This window comes from Serratia proteamaculans, from assembly GCF_004684015.1.
Classification (GTDB): Bacteria; Pseudomonadota; Gammaproteobacteria; order Enterobacterales; family Enterobacteriaceae; genus Serratia; species Serratia proteamaculans_F.
This window is the reverse complement of the sequence record NZ_SRIA01000021.1, coordinates 20,126-36,454: the sequence shown is the minus strand read 5'-3', so window position 1 is coordinate 36,454 and position 16,329 is coordinate 20,126. Positions and strand designations below refer to the sequence as shown.

General features: G+C 49.9%; 16 protein-coding genes. All 16 read left to right on the top strand.

Annotated elements, in window-relative coordinates; genetic code table 11:
• Positions 1 to 219: 219 nt before the first annotated feature.
• Positions 220 to 984 (top strand): AraC family transcriptional regulator InvF, encoded by a 765-nt coding sequence (gene invF / locus E5C26_RS20340; RefSeq protein WP_206194298.1) that lies wholly within the window; start codon positions 220 to 222, stop codon positions 982 to 984.
• Positions 985 to 2,715 (top strand): type III secretion system outer membrane ring subunit SctC, encoded by a 1,731-nt coding sequence (gene sctC, locus E5C26_RS20335; RefSeq protein WP_135317919.1) that lies wholly within the window; start codon positions 985 to 987, stop codon positions 2,713 to 2,715.
• A complete protein-coding gene (gene sctW / locus E5C26_RS20330) occupies positions 2,705 to 3,850 on the top strand; it encodes a type III secretion system gatekeeper subunit SctW (RefSeq protein WP_135317918.1) in 1,146 nt (381 codons plus the stop codon). The genes sctC and sctW overlap by 11 nt, the downstream gene beginning before the upstream one ends.
• A 2-nt stretch (positions 3,851 to 3,852) precedes the next feature.
• Complete coding sequence (locus tag E5C26_RS20325; protein WP_135317917.1) at positions 3,853 to 5,925, top strand: EscV/YscV/HrcV family type III secretion system export apparatus protein; 2,073 nt, start codon at positions 3,853 to 3,855, stop codon at positions 5,923 to 5,925.
• 29 nt (positions 5,926 to 5,954) lie between these two features.
• Complete coding sequence (gene spaK, locus E5C26_RS20320; protein WP_135317916.1) at positions 5,955 to 6,365, top strand: SPI-1 type III secretion system chaperone SpaK; 411 nt, start codon at positions 5,955 to 5,957, stop codon at positions 6,363 to 6,365.
• Positions 6,362 to 7,651, top strand: a complete 1,290-nt coding sequence (gene sctN, locus E5C26_RS20315) for a type III secretion system ATPase SctN (RefSeq protein ID WP_135317915.1) — start codon at positions 6,362 to 6,364, stop codon at positions 7,649 to 7,651. The genes spaK and sctN overlap by 4 nt, the downstream gene beginning before the upstream one ends.
• Positions 7,635 to 8,090, top strand: coding sequence for a hypothetical protein (locus E5C26_RS20310; RefSeq protein ID WP_167796686.1), 456 nt, complete (start codon positions 7,635 to 7,637; stop codon positions 8,088 to 8,090). The genes sctN and E5C26_RS20310 overlap by 17 nt, the downstream gene beginning before the upstream one ends.
• Positions 8,078 to 9,037 carry a SpaN/EivJ family type III secretion system needle length determinant gene (locus E5C26_RS20305; protein WP_135317913.1) on the top strand — a complete coding sequence of 320 codons (960 nt, stop codon included), beginning with the start codon at positions 8,078 to 8,080 and terminating at the stop codon, positions 9,035 to 9,037. Before E5C26_RS20310 ends, E5C26_RS20305 begins: the two co-directional genes overlap by 13 nt.
• Positions 9,037 to 9,945: a YscQ/HrcQ family type III secretion apparatus protein gene (locus tag E5C26_RS20300; protein ID WP_240776129.1), complete on the top strand. Its 909-nt coding sequence runs from the start codon at positions 9,037 to 9,039 to the stop codon at positions 9,943 to 9,945. The genes E5C26_RS20305 and E5C26_RS20300 overlap by 1 nt, the downstream gene beginning before the upstream one ends.
• The gene (locus tag E5C26_RS20295) at positions 9,935 to 10,609 is read left to right on the top strand and encodes an EscR/YscR/HrcR family type III secretion system export apparatus protein (RefSeq protein ID WP_135317911.1); all 675 of its coding nucleotides are present in this window, start codon (positions 9,935 to 9,937) and stop codon (positions 10,607 to 10,609) included. The genes E5C26_RS20300 and E5C26_RS20295 overlap by 11 nt, the downstream gene beginning before the upstream one ends.
• A 24-nt stretch (positions 10,610 to 10,633) precedes the next feature.
• Positions 10,634 to 10,894, top strand: a complete 261-nt coding sequence (locus E5C26_RS20290; RefSeq protein ID WP_135317910.1) for an EscS/YscS/HrcS family type III secretion system export apparatus protein — start codon at positions 10,634 to 10,636, stop codon at positions 10,892 to 10,894.
• A gap of 3 nt (positions 10,895 to 10,897) precedes the next feature.
• Complete coding sequence (sctT, locus tag E5C26_RS20285) at positions 10,898 to 11,674, top strand: type III secretion system export apparatus subunit SctT (RefSeq protein ID WP_135317909.1); 777 nt, start codon at positions 10,898 to 10,900, stop codon at positions 11,672 to 11,674.
• Position 11,675: 1 nt separating this feature from the next.
• Positions 11,676 to 12,749 carry an EscU/YscU/HrcU family type III secretion system export apparatus switch protein gene (locus tag E5C26_RS20280; protein WP_135317908.1) on the top strand — a complete coding sequence of 358 codons (1,074 nt, stop codon included), beginning with the start codon at positions 11,676 to 11,678 and terminating at the stop codon, positions 12,747 to 12,749.
• Positions 12,750 to 12,897: 148 nt separating this feature from the next.
• A complete protein-coding gene (sicA, locus tag E5C26_RS20275; protein WP_135317907.1) occupies positions 12,898 to 13,395 on the top strand; it encodes a type III secretion system translocator chaperone SicA in 498 nt (165 codons plus the stop codon).
• Between the two features lie 2 nt (positions 13,396 to 13,397).
• A complete protein-coding gene (gene sctE / locus E5C26_RS20270) occupies positions 13,398 to 15,161 on the top strand; it encodes a type III secretion system translocon subunit SctE (RefSeq protein ID WP_135317906.1) in 1,764 nt (587 codons plus the stop codon).
• 15 nt (positions 15,162 to 15,176) lie between these two features.
• Complete coding sequence (locus E5C26_RS20265; protein ID WP_135317905.1) at positions 15,177 to 16,328, top strand: IpaC/SipC family type III secretion system effector; 1,152 nt, start codon at positions 15,177 to 15,179, stop codon at positions 16,326 to 16,328.
• Position 16,329: the final 1 nt, after the last annotated feature.

Here is a 16,329-nt window from a genome sequence, read left to right as displayed (position 1 = left end):
TCCGAAAATTATCAACTTACAATAACTGCAATAGAACTCTGTGCATCAAACTGTTTCAATTAGTGTTTTTTTGCGGATTTATCTCGCATTTAACTAGCGAGTTTTAATCCAAATTCTCATCCCGGATGAAGTATTTACCATTTGATTAGATTTGCATCAGGATCTGCGAAGCCATAGCGAATTAAATGATGATCTATGGACATGGAACGGTGTTAGCAAATGGCAGATCACATTGTTTTGAAGGAAGAGGAGATCTTGAGTGAGAGCTGTAAGCGTACAGTACAAACTCAGGAAGTCTGGTTTTTGGATATAAGTGACGGTCATTCAGTTCATATGAACTTATCCTGGCGTGGCGGCAATGCCTCTTGGGAAGCCTCGGGTTGCTGCTTGCTACTCCTGGACCGTGTCGATGTTGAGGTAATAAAAGGTGAGCTTTCTTTTTGCGCATTGCGTCTGGAAGTGCTAAGTCAATTATTGGGCTTCCTCGATGAAGCCAGAGAACTGGAGACTTTTGACGCTAATGCATCTCCCTGGATGCCGCTGTCGTTGTTGGATAAAACCGTGCTGGAGAGTCGAAAGCGTTGCGAATACTGGTTTTTGCAGGAAATGCTTAACCCCTCATCAAATTTTAAAAATTTCTTTAACTTCTTACGCCAGCGTGAAAGTTACTGGCTGGTTCGTTTTTTGCTGGCCGAGACAAGTGCCTCCCGCACTCTACAAGAATTAGGTCTGCAATATGGCGTTTCATACTCTCATTTCAGGCGCTTGTGTTGTAATGCCTTGGGAGGGGGGGGGAAAGCTAAATTACGTGACTGGCGGATGGCTCGTTCATTACTGGATGCCATCGAAGGCCAGGAGAATTTGACTCAGGTCGCGATTAAACATGGTTATGCTTCATCATCTCATTTTTCTTATGAAATTAAAGAACTGCTCGGTGTATCGCCGAGAGGATTAATAAACACTATTCGAATGGCTAAAAACTAAATGAAAAGGAATATTTTATGCGCATGGCTGCTAACGCAGACTATGCTATTGGCTGGTTTTCCTGCCTGGGCGGCAGAGCCCATTATTAAAACTGGGAACGGCTACGTTGCTAAAAATGAGAGCCTGAGTAGTTTCTTTGTTGCCATGTCTGCTCAATTACAGAAACCCATTATTATTAGCAAACAGGTCACCCGTAAACAGATCAGTGGTGATTTTGACTTCTCTAATCCGCAGGAATTATTGGAACATATTTCTCAGCAATTAGGGCTTATTTGGTATCACGACGGTCAGGCGATTTACGTTTATGACGCCAGCGAAACCCGAAATGCGGTGATATCGCTGCGCACGATGTCGCTTAAGGAATTTAATGAGTTTCTGCAGCGCTCTGGCCTGTATGATAAACGCTATCCATTACGTGGTGATACCGGTCATGGTACGTTTTATATCTCTGGCCCACCTGTATTTGTCGATCTTGTCGTGAACACGGCTAACTTAATCGATAAGCCAAAAAACGGCATCGAACTGGGCCGACAAAAAATAGGTGTTTTACGCCTCAATAATACTTTTGTTAATGACCGTGTTTATGCGTTGCGGGAGCAGAAAATTATCATTCCTGGCGTGGCAACAGTCATTGAAAAGCTATTACAGAATGAGACTAAGCCTGTGCAACCGATGCCGGAAAGTATATCGTCTCGCCTTCCTGTTGCCAGTGAAGAGATCCCTTCGATGCCTGATTTTTCCAGTAATACCGGGGGTATTGCACCTAAATATACTCCAACGATGGATTTAGCGAATGCATTGCAGCAACAGGCCCCGGCCGGGGATATCAAGGTTATAGCTTACCCGGATACCAACAGTCTGTTGATCAAAGGAACGGCTGAGCAGGTTCGCTTCATTGAACAACTTGCTACTGCACTGGATATCGCAAAACGTCATGTCGAACTCTCTTTGTGGATCATTGACTTAAACAAAGAGGACCTGGGACAGCTAGGGGTAAGCTGGAGCGGAAGCGCCACTTTTGGCGCTTCACTCGGTACAACACTGAATCAGGTTGGGGGGGCCATCAGTATGCTGGATGGCAATAGCTTCATTGCGCATATCAAAGCATTGGAGCAGAAACGTCAGGCCACTGTGGTATCGCGTCCCGTGCTGCTGACACAGGAAAACGTGCCGGCAATTTTCGACAATAACCGCACGTTTTACGCAAAATTGATCGGTGAACGTAACGCCAGCTTAGAGCATGTTACCTACGGCACCATGGTGAGCGTGCTACCGCGTTTTTCAGCAGATGGTCAAATAGAGATGTCGCTGAACATTGAAGACGGTCGTGAGGACAAGGCTGCGAAATCTGGAACGGAATCGTCAGGGGCATTGCCTGAAGTTGGGCGTACTCATATCAGTACGGTTGCGCGTGTACCGCAGAACAAGAGTCTGCTGATTGGCGGATATACCCGTGATGTGAGTTCCGAGGACACGACGAAGATCCCGCTTCTCGGGAATATACCTATAATCGGGGGATTATTCCGCTATAGCAGCCAGAACAAGAGCAATATGGTGCGCGTGTTCTTGATCCAGCCTCGTGAGATTACCGAGCCGCTGGCTCAGGATGCTATCGATTTCACGTCAAGCCTGGCAAAAAAGGGGGGAATTGATCTAGACAGTGCACCATTACAGAAATGGGTTCGCAGTTATTTAGATCGTGACGTGCGCGAGTTTAACCATGGAAATTAGTTATCGTCCAAAGCCGTTGGGTGTGCTCTCGCCGAAGCAATTGGCTAAAGAGGATACGCGGCGTGCCGAAGGTCAAAGGAATACAAGTCAGCCTGAGGTGCAGGCAGAAGAGACTGATTTCCGTCCGAATCAACAACTGGAGTTCGCTAACAAGTCTGATGACTTTGCGTCTGTGTTGGCACAATTCAGGAATCGTCGCGATCTCGAAAAAAAGAGTGCCCAGCTTGCCGACAGTTTTGAACGCGTGCTGGACGAAGAAGTTTCACCGAAGGCTAAGCAGATCCTGCAAGTTGCCAGGTTGCAGAAAATCAGTCTGGCGGAATTATTGAATCAAGCGCGTAAACTATTCCCTGATGACAGCGATCTGATTTTGGTATTGCGTGAGTTGTTGCGGCGTAAGAAGTTGCCGGAGGTGGTTGCTAAGCGCCTGCAAGAGTTGATGCAACAGGTAGAGGAGCAAGCGGATCCTAAAACGCTTAAGGCAGGCATCAATTGTGCTCTCAAGGCCCGCTTGTTTGGCAAGGCACTGGCGCTGCGCCCTGGTTTATTACGGGCGAGCTATCGTCAGTTTTTGCAGAGTGAAGCATCAGAGATTGATATCTATGCCGACTGGATAGGCAGTTACGGTTTTCAACGTCGTGTTCTGGTACTGGATTTTATTGAAAATGCGCTGGTCACGGATTGCAACTCGCTGGATGCGAGCTGTTCTAGCCTGGAGTTTGGCTATTTACTTGCTCGGCTTGGCCAACTCAAGTTGCTGCGTTCAGCGGATGCGCTGTTTGTAAACCGGCTGCTGGCAAACACGGTAGTACAAACCTTCAATCCCCATGAGGAAGTTTGGTTACTGCTTATGCTGTCGCTACTACAGCAGCCTGATGAGCTGGATGCGTTATTGGCCGAAACTGTGGGAGGCAGTGCGTTGTTCCGTCGCCACTATGAACATTCATCGTTACTGCATGTGCTCTATCTAGCTTGTAAAGCGTTACCCACGGCCCTGTTTTTGGACGAAAGTGGACGAGACGTCGTGTTAGAAACGTTGCGTCATATGGCAACGATTGCTTATCAACACGAACAGGTCGAATTACGCCGGGAAGCTGAGAATGCCTCCTTTGACCGAATTTATCTGGATGAATAATAGTGTTAAATTCACTGCTTAATAATGTTCGCTCTCGCCCGGAACTTTTAATTCTGTTGTTAATGGTAATGATCATCACGATGCTGATCATTCCTTTGCCTACCTATTTGGTGGATTTTTTGATTGCCGTCAACATTGTGCTGGCGATGTTGGTGTTTCTGGGGTCTTTTTATATTGATCGTATTCTCAGTTTTTCTACATTCCCCGCGGTACTATTAATTACCACGTTGTTTCGTCTTGCTTTGTCGATCAGTACCAGTCGTCTTATTTTAATCGACGCAGATGCTGGTGAAATTATCGAGACTTTTGGTCAGTTTGTTATTGGCGACAGTCTGGCGGTGGGATTTGTTGTGTTTGCCATCGTCACTGTGGTTCAGTTTATTGTTATTACCAAAGGTTCAGAACGTGTTGCTGAGGTCGCGGCACGCTTTTCTCTTGATGGTATGCCTGGCAAACAGATGAGTATTGATGCCGATCTCAAAGCCGGCATTATTGACGCCGATAACGCTCGTGAGCGCCGAAGTATTTTAGAACGCGAGAGTCAACTCTACGGCTCGTTCGATGGGGCAATGAAATTTATTAAAGGTGACGCAATTGCCGGCATCATCGTTATTTTCGTTAACTTCATAGGTGGCATAGCCGTTGGTATGTCGCAGCATGGCATGGACCTGTCGACTGCACTCAGTACCTACACCATGCTCACCATCGGCGATGGCCTGGTCGCGCAAATTCCCGCATTGCTGATCGCCATCAGCGCCGGCTTTATTGTCACCCGGGTTAATGGGGATGGCGACAATATGGGCCGCAGCATTATGCAACAGCTACTGGGCAACCCATTTGTCTTAGTCGTGACCGCCGTGCTGGCCTTGTCTGTCGGTCTGCTGCCAGGATTTCCATTGCCCGTATTTCTGATCTTATCTGCGGCGTTAGGTGCACTGTTTTATGTCAAGCATCGGGCTGCTAAAGGTGCAAAAGCGGGTAGTGCAACGGCGGAGGGGACGAGTAATAAAACGAGCAATTTGCTGCAAGAGGAGGGGAGTAAAGAGTGTTCACTGGGGCTGATTAGCGATCTGGATAAAGTCACTCCGGAAACGCTGCCTCTGATTTTACTGGTGCCTAAATCACGACGAGCCTCACTCGAAAAGATAAAGTTGATTGAACGATTACGTAGTCAATTTTTTATCGACTACGGCGTGCGTTTACCCAACATGGTATTGCACGATAACGAAGAGCTTGCTGATAACAATGTCGTTTTTCTCATTAATGAGGTTCGTGCCGAGCAATTCGAACTGCATTTCGATCTGATGCGCGTGATCAATTATTCCGAAGAGATCATTGCTTTTGGTATAGAGCCGGTATTTTCTGAGCAGGGTTCTGGTCAATGTGCCTGGGTCCAGTCTGCCGATGCAGACAAGCTTGCGAAGCTGGGGCATCAATTACGTCCGGCGATGGATGAGCTTTACCACTGTATGACCGCGCTACTGGCACGCAACGTCAATGAGTACTTTGGCGTCCAGGAAACCAAACACATGTTGGATCAACTGGAGACGAAGTACCCAGACCTTCTTAAAGAGGTGCTACGACATGCCACGGTTCAACGTATTGCCGAAGTAATACAACGCTTGCTATCCGAACGTATTTCGGTGCGCAACATGAAATTACTGATGGAGTCCTTGGCACTGTGGGCACCACGAGAAAAAGACGTGATTAGCCTGGTCGAACATGTACGAACAGCAATGGCTCGCTATATCTGTCACAAATTTGCCAATGCAGGTGAACTGCGTGCGGTGCTGATTTCTGCCGAAGTCGAAGACCTTGTGCGCAAAGGGATACGGCAAACGTCAAGTGGTGCTTTTCTTAACCTTGAACCTGCCGTCTCTGACGAGTTGATGGATCTTTTCGCTCTCGGGCTTGGCGGTTTGGGTACGACAAACAAGGACATCGTACTGTTGACATCGATCGATGTGCGCCGTTTTGTCAAAAAATTGGTTGAAGCTCGTTTCCGTGACCTAGACGTTTTGTCATTCGGCGAAATTGCCGATGGCGTTTCAGTGAATGTTATTAAAACAATCTAATTAAACTATTTATATAAAGGATGACGATTATGTACACATTAGATATTTCGCAGCTGACCCACTCTGCTCTGGAAGAGAGCGGTTGTGATCCATCGGTCATTGCTAAACTGGATAATCATTCAACGATTGCTCTCGATTTAAATAACCTGCCTGCCATCCATATTAGCGTTGAGGATGATGACGATGTTTGGCTTTGGTCATTGCTTGGCGAAAACAGTGAAGAATTAGTAAAAGTACGAAGCACTGAATTATTACAAGAATTAATGCAGGGGTGCCATTTTGCCCGCAGTACCCAGTTCCAATTGGCAACGCAGGATAGCGAATTGGTGCTCAAAGTCCTGATTCACCCCAAATATTTAACTGACGGTGTGGTTTTTTCTGAAGCACTGAATGGCTTTTTTGAGCAACTGGAACGTTTCTGCGAGTCGCTGCTGAAATGAAAGCACCACGTTTACTGCGCCAGCTGGCTCACCTGCAGCGTATTTCAGGTCCAATTATCGAGGCCGCACTCCCCGATGTCGCTATTGGAGAGCTTTGCGATGTTCGCCGAAACTGGCGGGATCAGGAGGTGGTAGCACGTGCCCAGGTTGTTAGTTTACAGCGTGACCATGCCGTTCTGAGCCTGATCGGCAGCACTCGCGGTTTGACGCGAGAAGCGGTGTTGCAACCCACCGGGCACGCATTGTCTGCCTGGGTCGGCGAGTCTGTGCTGGGCGCAGTGCTGGATCCTACTGGCGTGGTTGTCGAACGTTTTTCGCCTGAGCCCGGAGTGCGTGGCGAGATGCGCGGGGTTGATGCATCGCCTCCTGCCTACACGTCCCGTATCGGCGTGCGTGAACCCCTCATTACCGGGGTTCGCGTTATTGATGGTTTGCTGACCTGCGGGGTTGGCCAACGCGTGGGGATCTTCGCCTCTGCCGGGTGCGGGAAAACCATGCTGATGCATATGTTGATCGAGCAGACGGAAGCGGACGTATTCGTCATCGGCCTGATTGGCGAGCGTGGTCGCGAGGTGACTGAGTTTGCCGAAACCTTGCGTACCTCGGACAAGCGTGAGCGATGTGTACTCGTGTTTGCAACCTCTGACTTTTCGTCTGTTGACCGCTGCAATGCAGCGTTGCTGGCGACCACGGTAGCGGAATATTTTCGCGATCGGGGTAAGCGCGTTGTGCTATTCGTCGATTCAATGACCCGCTACGCTCGCGCTTTGCGTGATGTGGCGCTGGCTTCCGGCGAAACACCCGCGCGGCGCGGTTATCCTGCATCGGTGTTTGACAACCTGCCACGCCTTCTTGAACGCCCCGGCGCCATTAATGGCGGGAGTATCACGGCTTTCTACACCGTGCTGCTGGAGAGCGACGATGAACCGGACCCGATGGCTGACGAGATGCGCTCTATTTTGGACGGCCATATCTACCTGAGCCGAAAACTTGCCGGGCAAGGGCACTATCCGGCCGTCGATGTACTGAAGAGCACCAGTCGCGTTTCCGGACAAGTGACTCATCCTGAACATCAACAACAGGCTGCCGCGGTACGTACATTGATAGGGCGTCTGGAGGAGTTGCAGGTCTTCGTCGATCTGGGGGAGTTCCGCCCGGGAGAGAGCGCAGACAACGATCGTGTCATGCATGCGCGAAATCCGCTACAGCAATGGCTGCGCCAGTCTCTACACGAATATTCTCCTGTCGACCAGACATTGCGAGGTATGTATGCGCTTGTTGACTAAAATTCGCGCCCTGCAACGACGCAGTGAAATATCGCAACGCCATTGTGAGGCTCAGTTGCTCCAGCTGGCGAGGAAAGATGAGGAGTTGTGCAGCGATAAGGATGCACTCAGTGCCAAAAAAGAGGGGCTATGTGCATTGCTGGAAACACAGCGTCTTAACGATGCCGTGCTGAACCGCGAACAGTTGCACATGGCGTTACGTAAGCAAGCGATTTTGCGGCACCAGTTGCACAACCTCGAATTGCAGTCCACGCAACTTGACGAACAACGGAAGGAGCTTGCTGAGTCGAGGATCCTCCGGCAGGGAGAGCGTTGCGTATGGCTGCGCAAAGATGACAAATATCAACGTTGGGCGGCGCGCGTGCGTAAACAGGACCAACTGTTGTATTTGCGTGAGGACGAGGCTGAACAAGAAGAGAGGACTTCATGGAATCAATAACTGCTACTGGCGGTAAGGCTGTGGCAACAAATCAGAGCAAGCCCACGACCCTGCTCGATGAGCGGATTCTTGAACTGGCGAATAATAAACCAGGGCCGCATAGCGAGGAAAAATCGCCACTGGACGCCAGCGATGTATTGCCATTAATGCCGATGCTGCCGCATCCATTACTCAAAGCCTTAGCCGTGTTGCGTTCGGGTGGGCGTGAGCAAATAAATGCCGCGGAGGAACAGCGTACGATGAAGCATGAAGCTGCCACCGATCCGCTGCACAAAACGTCAAAGCGTTCCGCCGGCGGGGATAAAACTCACGCTGAAATGCCCTTACCTTTGACCGGTAAGGCGGGCGTGGAAGCTCCTGTTATAAAGAGTAAAACCGGGGCAGAAGCGCCTGTTGCGGTGAGTAAGACAGGGGCAGAAGCGTCCTTGCTAAACCAGCTCTCTCCGCAGCAGAGGGTGATGCCGGATGTAGTGCAGGTAAACAATCCGCAACCTTCACTTGTCCGGGGCAGCAATCTGGAAAAAGCCTATGCTGAGCAGGTTGTTGTGAGAAAAACGGAGGTTTCCGAGCGAAAATGGCGTGAAGAGCTTGTAATGCCACCTCTGGCTGGATTGCAACCGGTATCGCATGCTCCGGTACAGCAGGCAGGTGATGTACCGGCGGTAATGTCCCCCCGTACTCCGGTACTCCCACAACCTGCAGAAGTCGTCAACCCGTTGCAGAGCGGTTTGACGTACCAGTTTTCTCGCTGGGGAGAGGGACATACGGTAACAGTGGTAAAGAATGAGGGACAAATTTTTACGTTCCGCCCATCTGATACCTTGGTTACTCAGCAGCTCAGCCAACAATGGCCTTCAGGTAACCCGGAAAAATGGCAGTTGTCGGACGATGGCCGTGAGAAGCATCAACAGCGGGATCGGCAGCAACATGAGGAAGATGAGACTTGATGCTGGCACTAAAACGAATCGATGAGTCAGCCCGAATGCTGGCCAGTGCTGGCGCAGCCTGGAGACATCAGGGCTGGGATGCAGCGCTGGAAACCCCTCCTCCAGGTGGTGTTTGGTTGCCGCTGGCGGATGCCGATCGCCATTGGCAGGGATGGCTGAGACTCCAGGACTGGCTGGAAAATGTGTCCCCGGATTTGGCAGGCTTGGCTATTTCTGCAGGGGTTGATGCCCAGGTTGTGCAGTGGCTTGCTGCTGTTGAGCAACCGGTGAAATTACCGATGCCGGAGTTGGCCTATCAAAGGTTATGGTTGGGCGAACCAGTAACGCGTAACGCTTTGCCACCGCGGCCGCTGTTGAGAGTGATGGGCGAGAGTGGTCCGCTGTGGCTTGAGCAGGTGCCAGAGGTTGATGCCGGTGAGTTGATCGCTCCGGCAGGTTTGAGCTGGCCACTGCGTTTCGTCATCGGTGAAAGCAGGATTGGACTTGCATTACTGAATCGGGTTAGTCGTGGCGATCTACTGCTGATTGGCGCCCGGGTATCAGAGGTGCGGTGCTATAGAAAAACGTTAGGCCCATTCCAACAATTAGATGAAGGAATTCACATGGAATATCAGTGTATTGACGAGTCTCAGGACTTGAGTGATGTGCAAGAGGTGGTTGAAGTTGTTCGGGATATGGGGCGTTTACCCGTTCAGCTTGAGTTTGTTCTCCACAACTATCGGCTGACACTTGCCGAATTGCAAAGCATGTGTCGCGGGCAATTATTGAGCTTACCGGCGGGAGCCGAACTTAATGTAGAGATCCGTGGTAATGGTGCCATTCTGGGTTATGGCGAGTTGGTACAGCTGGATGAGCAATTGGGCGTCGAAGTCAATCAGTGGTTAGGTGAGTGCCGGAATGACGAATGATATTTCGTTGATTGCACTGCTGGCCTTTTCTACGCTGCTGCCTTTCTTGATCGCGTCTGGTACCTGTTTTATCAAGTTTTCGATTGTTTTTGTGATGGTACGAAATGCGCTTGGGCTGCAGCAGGTGCCATCGAATATGACGCTCAATGGCATCGCGCTCCTGCTGTCGGTATTTGTCATGATACCGGTGGTACAGCAGGGGTATGACTACGTTGAGGAACAGCAGATCAGTTTTACCAGCGTGTCAGCAGTCACGCATTTTGTCGATAACGGTCTGGACGGTTACCGGGATTATTTACGCAAGTATTCCGATCCTGAGCTGGTGAGATTCTTCGAGAAAGCACAGCGTACCCAGGCCGAGGAGGGAGCGGGTAGCGAAAATATCCCGAAAGCTGATGAGGAAAATCGCCCCTCGATGCTGGCGTTGCTGCCTGCTTATGCGCTGAGCGAGATCAAAAGTGCATTCAAGATTGGCTTTTATCTCTATCTGCCTTTTGTGGTCGTTGATTTAGTGATTTCCAGCGTGTTATTGGCACTGGGCATGATGATGATGAGCCCGGTGACGCTCTCCGCTCCCATCAAACTCGTGTTGTTTGTCGCGTTGGATGGCTGGACGCTGTTATCCAAAGGGTTGGTATTGCAGTACCTGGATTTGGCGCAGTAATGTATGTGCAGGTAGGAGTTTGCTATGAATGACGTGGTTTTTGCGGGCAATAAGGCTCTGTATTTAGTGTTGTTAATGGTGTCATGGCCGATCATTGTTGCTACCGTCATCGGCCTGCTGGTGGGGTTGTTTCAGACAGTGACACAGCTACAGGAACAAACTCTGCCCTTTGGCATCAAGTTGCTTGGCGTCAGCCTGTGCCTTTTTTTGCTCTCTGGCTGGTATGGTGAAACTCTGCTCGGCTTCAGTCGGGAAGTGATGCGTCTGGCGTTGAGTGAGGGGTGAGCAATGTTGTCCGGGCTGTTCTTTGAAGTTCACGGCTGGCTGGCGGCGGCGGCTATAGGGTTTGCCAGGGTAGCACCGGTCTTTTTCATTCTGCCGTTTTTAAATAACAGCGTGCTGACTGGCGTGGTGCGCATACCCGTAATCATGTTCGTTGCTCTGGGATTGTGGCCACATCCTGTTGAGGCGTTGCCTGCTTTCCAATCTTTACCTTTTATGGCGTTGATGGCCCGCGAGACGATCACCGGTCTGTTGTTGGGTTGTTTGATGGCATGGCCATTTTGGGTTATGCATGCGGTGGGAAGCATCTTTGATAACCAGCGTGGCGCAACCCTCAGCAGCACTATCGATCCTGCCAACGGCATTGATACGTCAGAAATGGCGAATTTCCTTAACTTGTTTGCCGCCGCCGTTTATTTGCAAGGAGGGGGAATGGTTTTGATGCTGGATACGCTGCGTCAAAGCTACATGCTGTGTGACCCGCTTGGCACATGCATGCCCGCTTTACTTACGCTACTGAGCCTTATCAATAACGTCGTGAGTAAGGCGCTGGTGGTAGCCAGCCCGATTGTGGGGGCGCTGCTGCTGTCTGAAGTTGTGTTGGGATTGTTATCCCGTTTTGCGCCACAGATGAATGCCTTTGCGGTATCCCTGACGGTGAAGAGCGCGATCGCCTTTTTCATCATGCTGCTCTATTTCAGCCCGGTGCTGCCAGAGCGAGTGATGCAGCTGGCTTTTCCTGCCTCAGCATTACCTGAATGGTTACACGAGGTTATACGCTGATATGGCGAACAAAACCGAAAAACCCACACAAAAACGCCTGAAGGATTCGGCCAAGAAAGGACAGTTGTTTAAGAGCCAGGATCTGATTATCTCCTGCCTGATATTGTGCGGGATAGCTTACCTCGCATCTTATGTTTCCCTGGCACCGCTGATGGAGGTGTTCCGCCAGGTTATTAACGGTGGGTTTCAACATAACATGCAAGGTTATGCGCAAGCGGTGTTTTGGCTGGGAATTAAATTTTTCCTGCCAGTTTTCTTGCTCTGTGTGGTCGCTTCTGCATTACCTGCGCTGTTGCAGAGTGGCTTTGTGCTGGCTACCAAGGCTTTCAAACTGAATTTCTCTGCCCTAAACCCGGTGAATGGTTTTAAGAAAATTTTCAGTCTGCGAACGGCAAAAGACACGGTTAAAGCCTTGCTCTACCTGACGGTTTTTGTGGTAGCCATTATGGTGTTATGGCGTAAGCACAAAACCTTGTTGTTCTCGCAGCTCAATGGTGATTTATTTGCCATGGCGGCGGTCTGGCAAGAATTACTGCTGTCGCTGGTGCTTACCTGCCTGGGGTGCATTGTCGTCGTGTTACTCCTGGATGCCATCGCGGAGTACTTTTTGTTTATGAAAGATCAGAAGATGGATAAAGAGGAAGTTAAACGGGAGTACAAGGAGCAGGAAGGCAGCCATGAAATAAAGTCCCGTCGGCGGGAATTGCATATGGAGATCCTGTCCGAGCAGGTGAAATCTGATGTTGAAAACTCCCGACTTATTATTGCGAACCCCACCCATATTACTATTGGTATTTATTTCAAACCTGAATTACTCCCTATACCGCTGATTTCTGTGCGGGAGACTAATCAGCGTGCGCTGGCGATTCGATCTTACGCAGAAAAAGTGGGTGTCCCTGTGGTGACGGATGTGAAATTAGCCCGGCGTATTTTTGCCAGCCATCGCCGCTACGATTTTGTCAGTCTGGAAGAGGTGGATGATGTATTGCGCCTCCTTGTGTGGCTGGAACAAGTCGAAAATGCCGGTATCGCTGATAACGAACTGAATGACAGCCCCTCAGAGACCAGGCGCTAAAAAAACAATACGCTCATAAAAATGTGAGCGATTCCTGAATGTATAACGTCCCCCTTTGCGTTTAAATAGCCTGCATGGTGATGCGTAATTCAAATCACGATACAGGCTAACACTGTCGGGGTGATGACAATAACCTGGAGATATAGATATGGATCATAAAGACAATATTAACGACGAACATCAGGCCGAAATGATATGGGACGCCGTGTGTGACGGGGCAACCTTAAAGGATATACAAGGTATTCCGCAGGAGATGATGGAAGGTTTATATGCCCACGCTTACGACTTTTATAACAAGGGAAGGCTCGATGAAGCAGAAACTTTTTTTCGTTTCCTTGCCATTTATGACTTCTATAACCCGGACTACATCATGGGACTGGCAGCCGTTTGCCAACTCAAAAAACAGTTCCAGAAAGCGTGCGATTTGTATGCAGTGGCTTTTACATTGAGTAAGAACGACTACCGCCCCGTTTTTTTCACCGGCCAGTGTCAGTTATTTATGCGTAAGGTGGCCAATGCCAGACAGTGTTTTGAACTGGTCTGCGAACATAGTAGCGATGAAGCTCTCTGCGCTAAAGCACAAATCTATTTGGAGAGCTTACAGGAAGCAGAGGCCGGAGTATCCCGTCAACAACAAGAGGAATAAATATGGGTAGTGAAGCTGGTGCGATTGGCCGTAATGGATCTTTGCCTAATGTCAGGCTTGCCGAAGTGGTATCTGAGCATGTACGCAAAGATGACTCTTTTCTTAAAGCAGCCAATAAAGCGTTGACCGACGTATTGGCCGTCAAGACGAGCGAAAATAATGGCAAGGTGCCGGTTACCGGGAAAGATCTGGTGATGCCGACATTAAATCAGCCGGTGCAAAAGGCCAAAGATGAGTTGAATGGTGCAGGCAAGCTGACGTTGTTATTAAGCAGCCTGATGGGCTTGTTGGGTGATACCGCAGTTTCACAACTGGAAAGCCGGCTGGCGACCTGGCGCGCGATGATGGATTCGCAAAAGGCGATGGGAGAGAAGCTATCGATTGAACTGCAGGGCGCATTAAACGACGCGGAACAGGCTACGGATGCGTATGCCTCGGCGCTGAGCACGCTGGCCTCCCGTAAAGCCGCTCTCGACAATGCCAACAAGGCGCTGGCGCAAGCGCAAGCCAAACTGGATGGTTTGCCTCAGGACGACACCGGCTACACGCAGGCACTTGCTGTACGCGACCGTGCGGCAAACGAGAGCAAGCTCGCCAAAGATAAATACGGGCAGGCGGAGCTGCAGGCCAAAGAGTGCCACACCGGTGCTACAGAAAAGGCAGAGCGCGTCGACAAATTTCTGACCGAGGTCCAGGGCTTTAACGTCAAGGGAGAAATGGTACAGAAAAGTGAGCAGGATAATCTTTCCAACGTTGCCAAACTGACGCTGTTGATGGCGATGTTCGTCGAACTGATAGGCAAAAACAGTGAAGAAAGCCTGAAAAACGACCTCGAGCTATTTAAATCCATGCAAGAAAGTCGTCAGAAGGAGATGGAAAAAAAAGCGGCCGAGTTCCAGGAAGAAGTTCGTAAGGCGGAACAACTTAATCGCATTATGGGATGTATCGGCAAGATCCTCGGCGCTTTACTGACCATTGTTGGCGTTGTGGGTGCCATTTTCTCAGGCGGAGCCAGTCTGGCGTTGGCCGCAGTGGGTGTCGCATTGATGGTGATTGATCAGGTTGTAGCAGCGGCCACCGGCGTCTCATTTATGGAAAAAGCGCTACAGCCTCTGATGGATAAGATAATTAAGCCTTTGATGGAACTCGTTAGTAAAGCGATTGGCAACGCACTGAAGGCTTTCGGAGTGGATAAAGCAACGGCGGACAAGGTAGGGGCCATTGCCGGGGCTATTCTGGCCGCTGTAGCAATGGTTTATCTGGTGGTATTGGTCGCGATTGTGGGCAAAGGTGCCGCGGCAAAGCTGGGTAATGTAATGAGTAAATTCCTTGACGAGGCAATCAAGAAAATTGTCCCCAATGTGATAAGGGAGTTTGCTAAAGGTAGCAGCAAGGTATTGAGCCAAGGGATCAACCGCCTTACCAGTGCTGTGAGTGACGTTGGCAGCAAAGTCGGTTCGAATAACCCCGCGCTACTGGCCAACAATATTAACGCTGCGGTAACCGTCGGCAATCTGGTGAATACAGTCTCTCAGACGGGCGGCAACCTGGCTCAGGCAGCACTTATGAATCAGGCAAGTGATGCCATGGCTGAATTTACGCTTTCACAAACCGCCATTGAGCGCCTCCAGCAGTGGATGAAACAGGCGGTGGAGTCCTTTGCTGACAGACAGAAAGCTATCAACGAACTCATTGAACTCAGCGCTGCTGCCCACGGGCAAAATGCGGCGGCCGGTCGATTTATACAACAACAGATTCGAGCTTAAGGAAGGAGAGTAATTATGTCTACAGTTGGTACAGCATTTAATACAGCAGCCCTGAATAAAGGTATTTTAACCTCTGAAAAGTTGGAGCCAAAAGCATTAGCCGAAAGCGTGAGTGTCAGTATCGCTGATATCAAGCTGAGTGGCGCTCTACTGTCAGGCGAGTTGGCTGGCCTGGCACCTGCTCTGACCCCCTCGCGTAACGCGGGTAATCCGGCGGTGTCAGCGTTTTGGTCTGAGAAAATTGAAAATCCGGAATCTGTCCGTGAACTTAATGCACTGGCGCAAGAGGTTGAAGCGGGTGTGGATAAAACCTTACGTGGGAAATACGAAGAGCAGTTCGAGCAAGGAAAACCATTCGATATTAGTGGGCTGACACCTTCGTCAATCGGCCTTCTTATTGAATTAAATAAATTGCTTCTGGTACTGAATATCTCCACGACTAAACTCAGCGCTGACCTCAGCGTACGGAGTGCTGAGGCAATGAAAAAGGTTGCCGGGGCGATAACGTCTGAAGGGTTCAATAACTTCATGGCAACTGTGGGTCAATCTGCAATTACGCTCGGCCTCACGGTTGGTGGTGCAGGGTTGCAGTTTAAGTCATTCAATTTACAAAAAGGGGCGTTAAATAATAACCAGGTAAAAATTAACTCGCTGAATGAGAATAAACTCAGTCTTAATAAGGCGCTTAATGGTAGCAAAACGGTCCACATGAACGGGGCCAACGGTGAATTGTCGGCTCTGGGAGCCAGCAGCGGCCGCAATGTGCCAGTTCAGCCCAGCAATGGGCGACTGAGTGCCGAACATAAGAACAGCCTTTCGGAGCATGAGATCGACATCACCACGAAAATCAATGCTCAGGAGATTGCCCGTCAGAATACCTTAATACAAGCGGGTAAATTGAATGCTGCGGGTACGTCAATGACTACCCTGGCATTGACTACAGCAGGTGCTGTTAACGCCGGCATGCTGATTAAGTCAGCGGGAGAACGTGCGGAACAACAGTTGCAGCAGGTGGATAGCCGGGCTGCGGATGAGACATCAAAAGCCGATAGCAAAGTGGCTGGCGATATACTTGAACTCCGACAGATGATGCAGAGGCTTATGGCTGAAATCCAACAGTCCAAGTCCTCCGCTATGGGGGCGATTACCGGCAATATTCGCGCCTGAT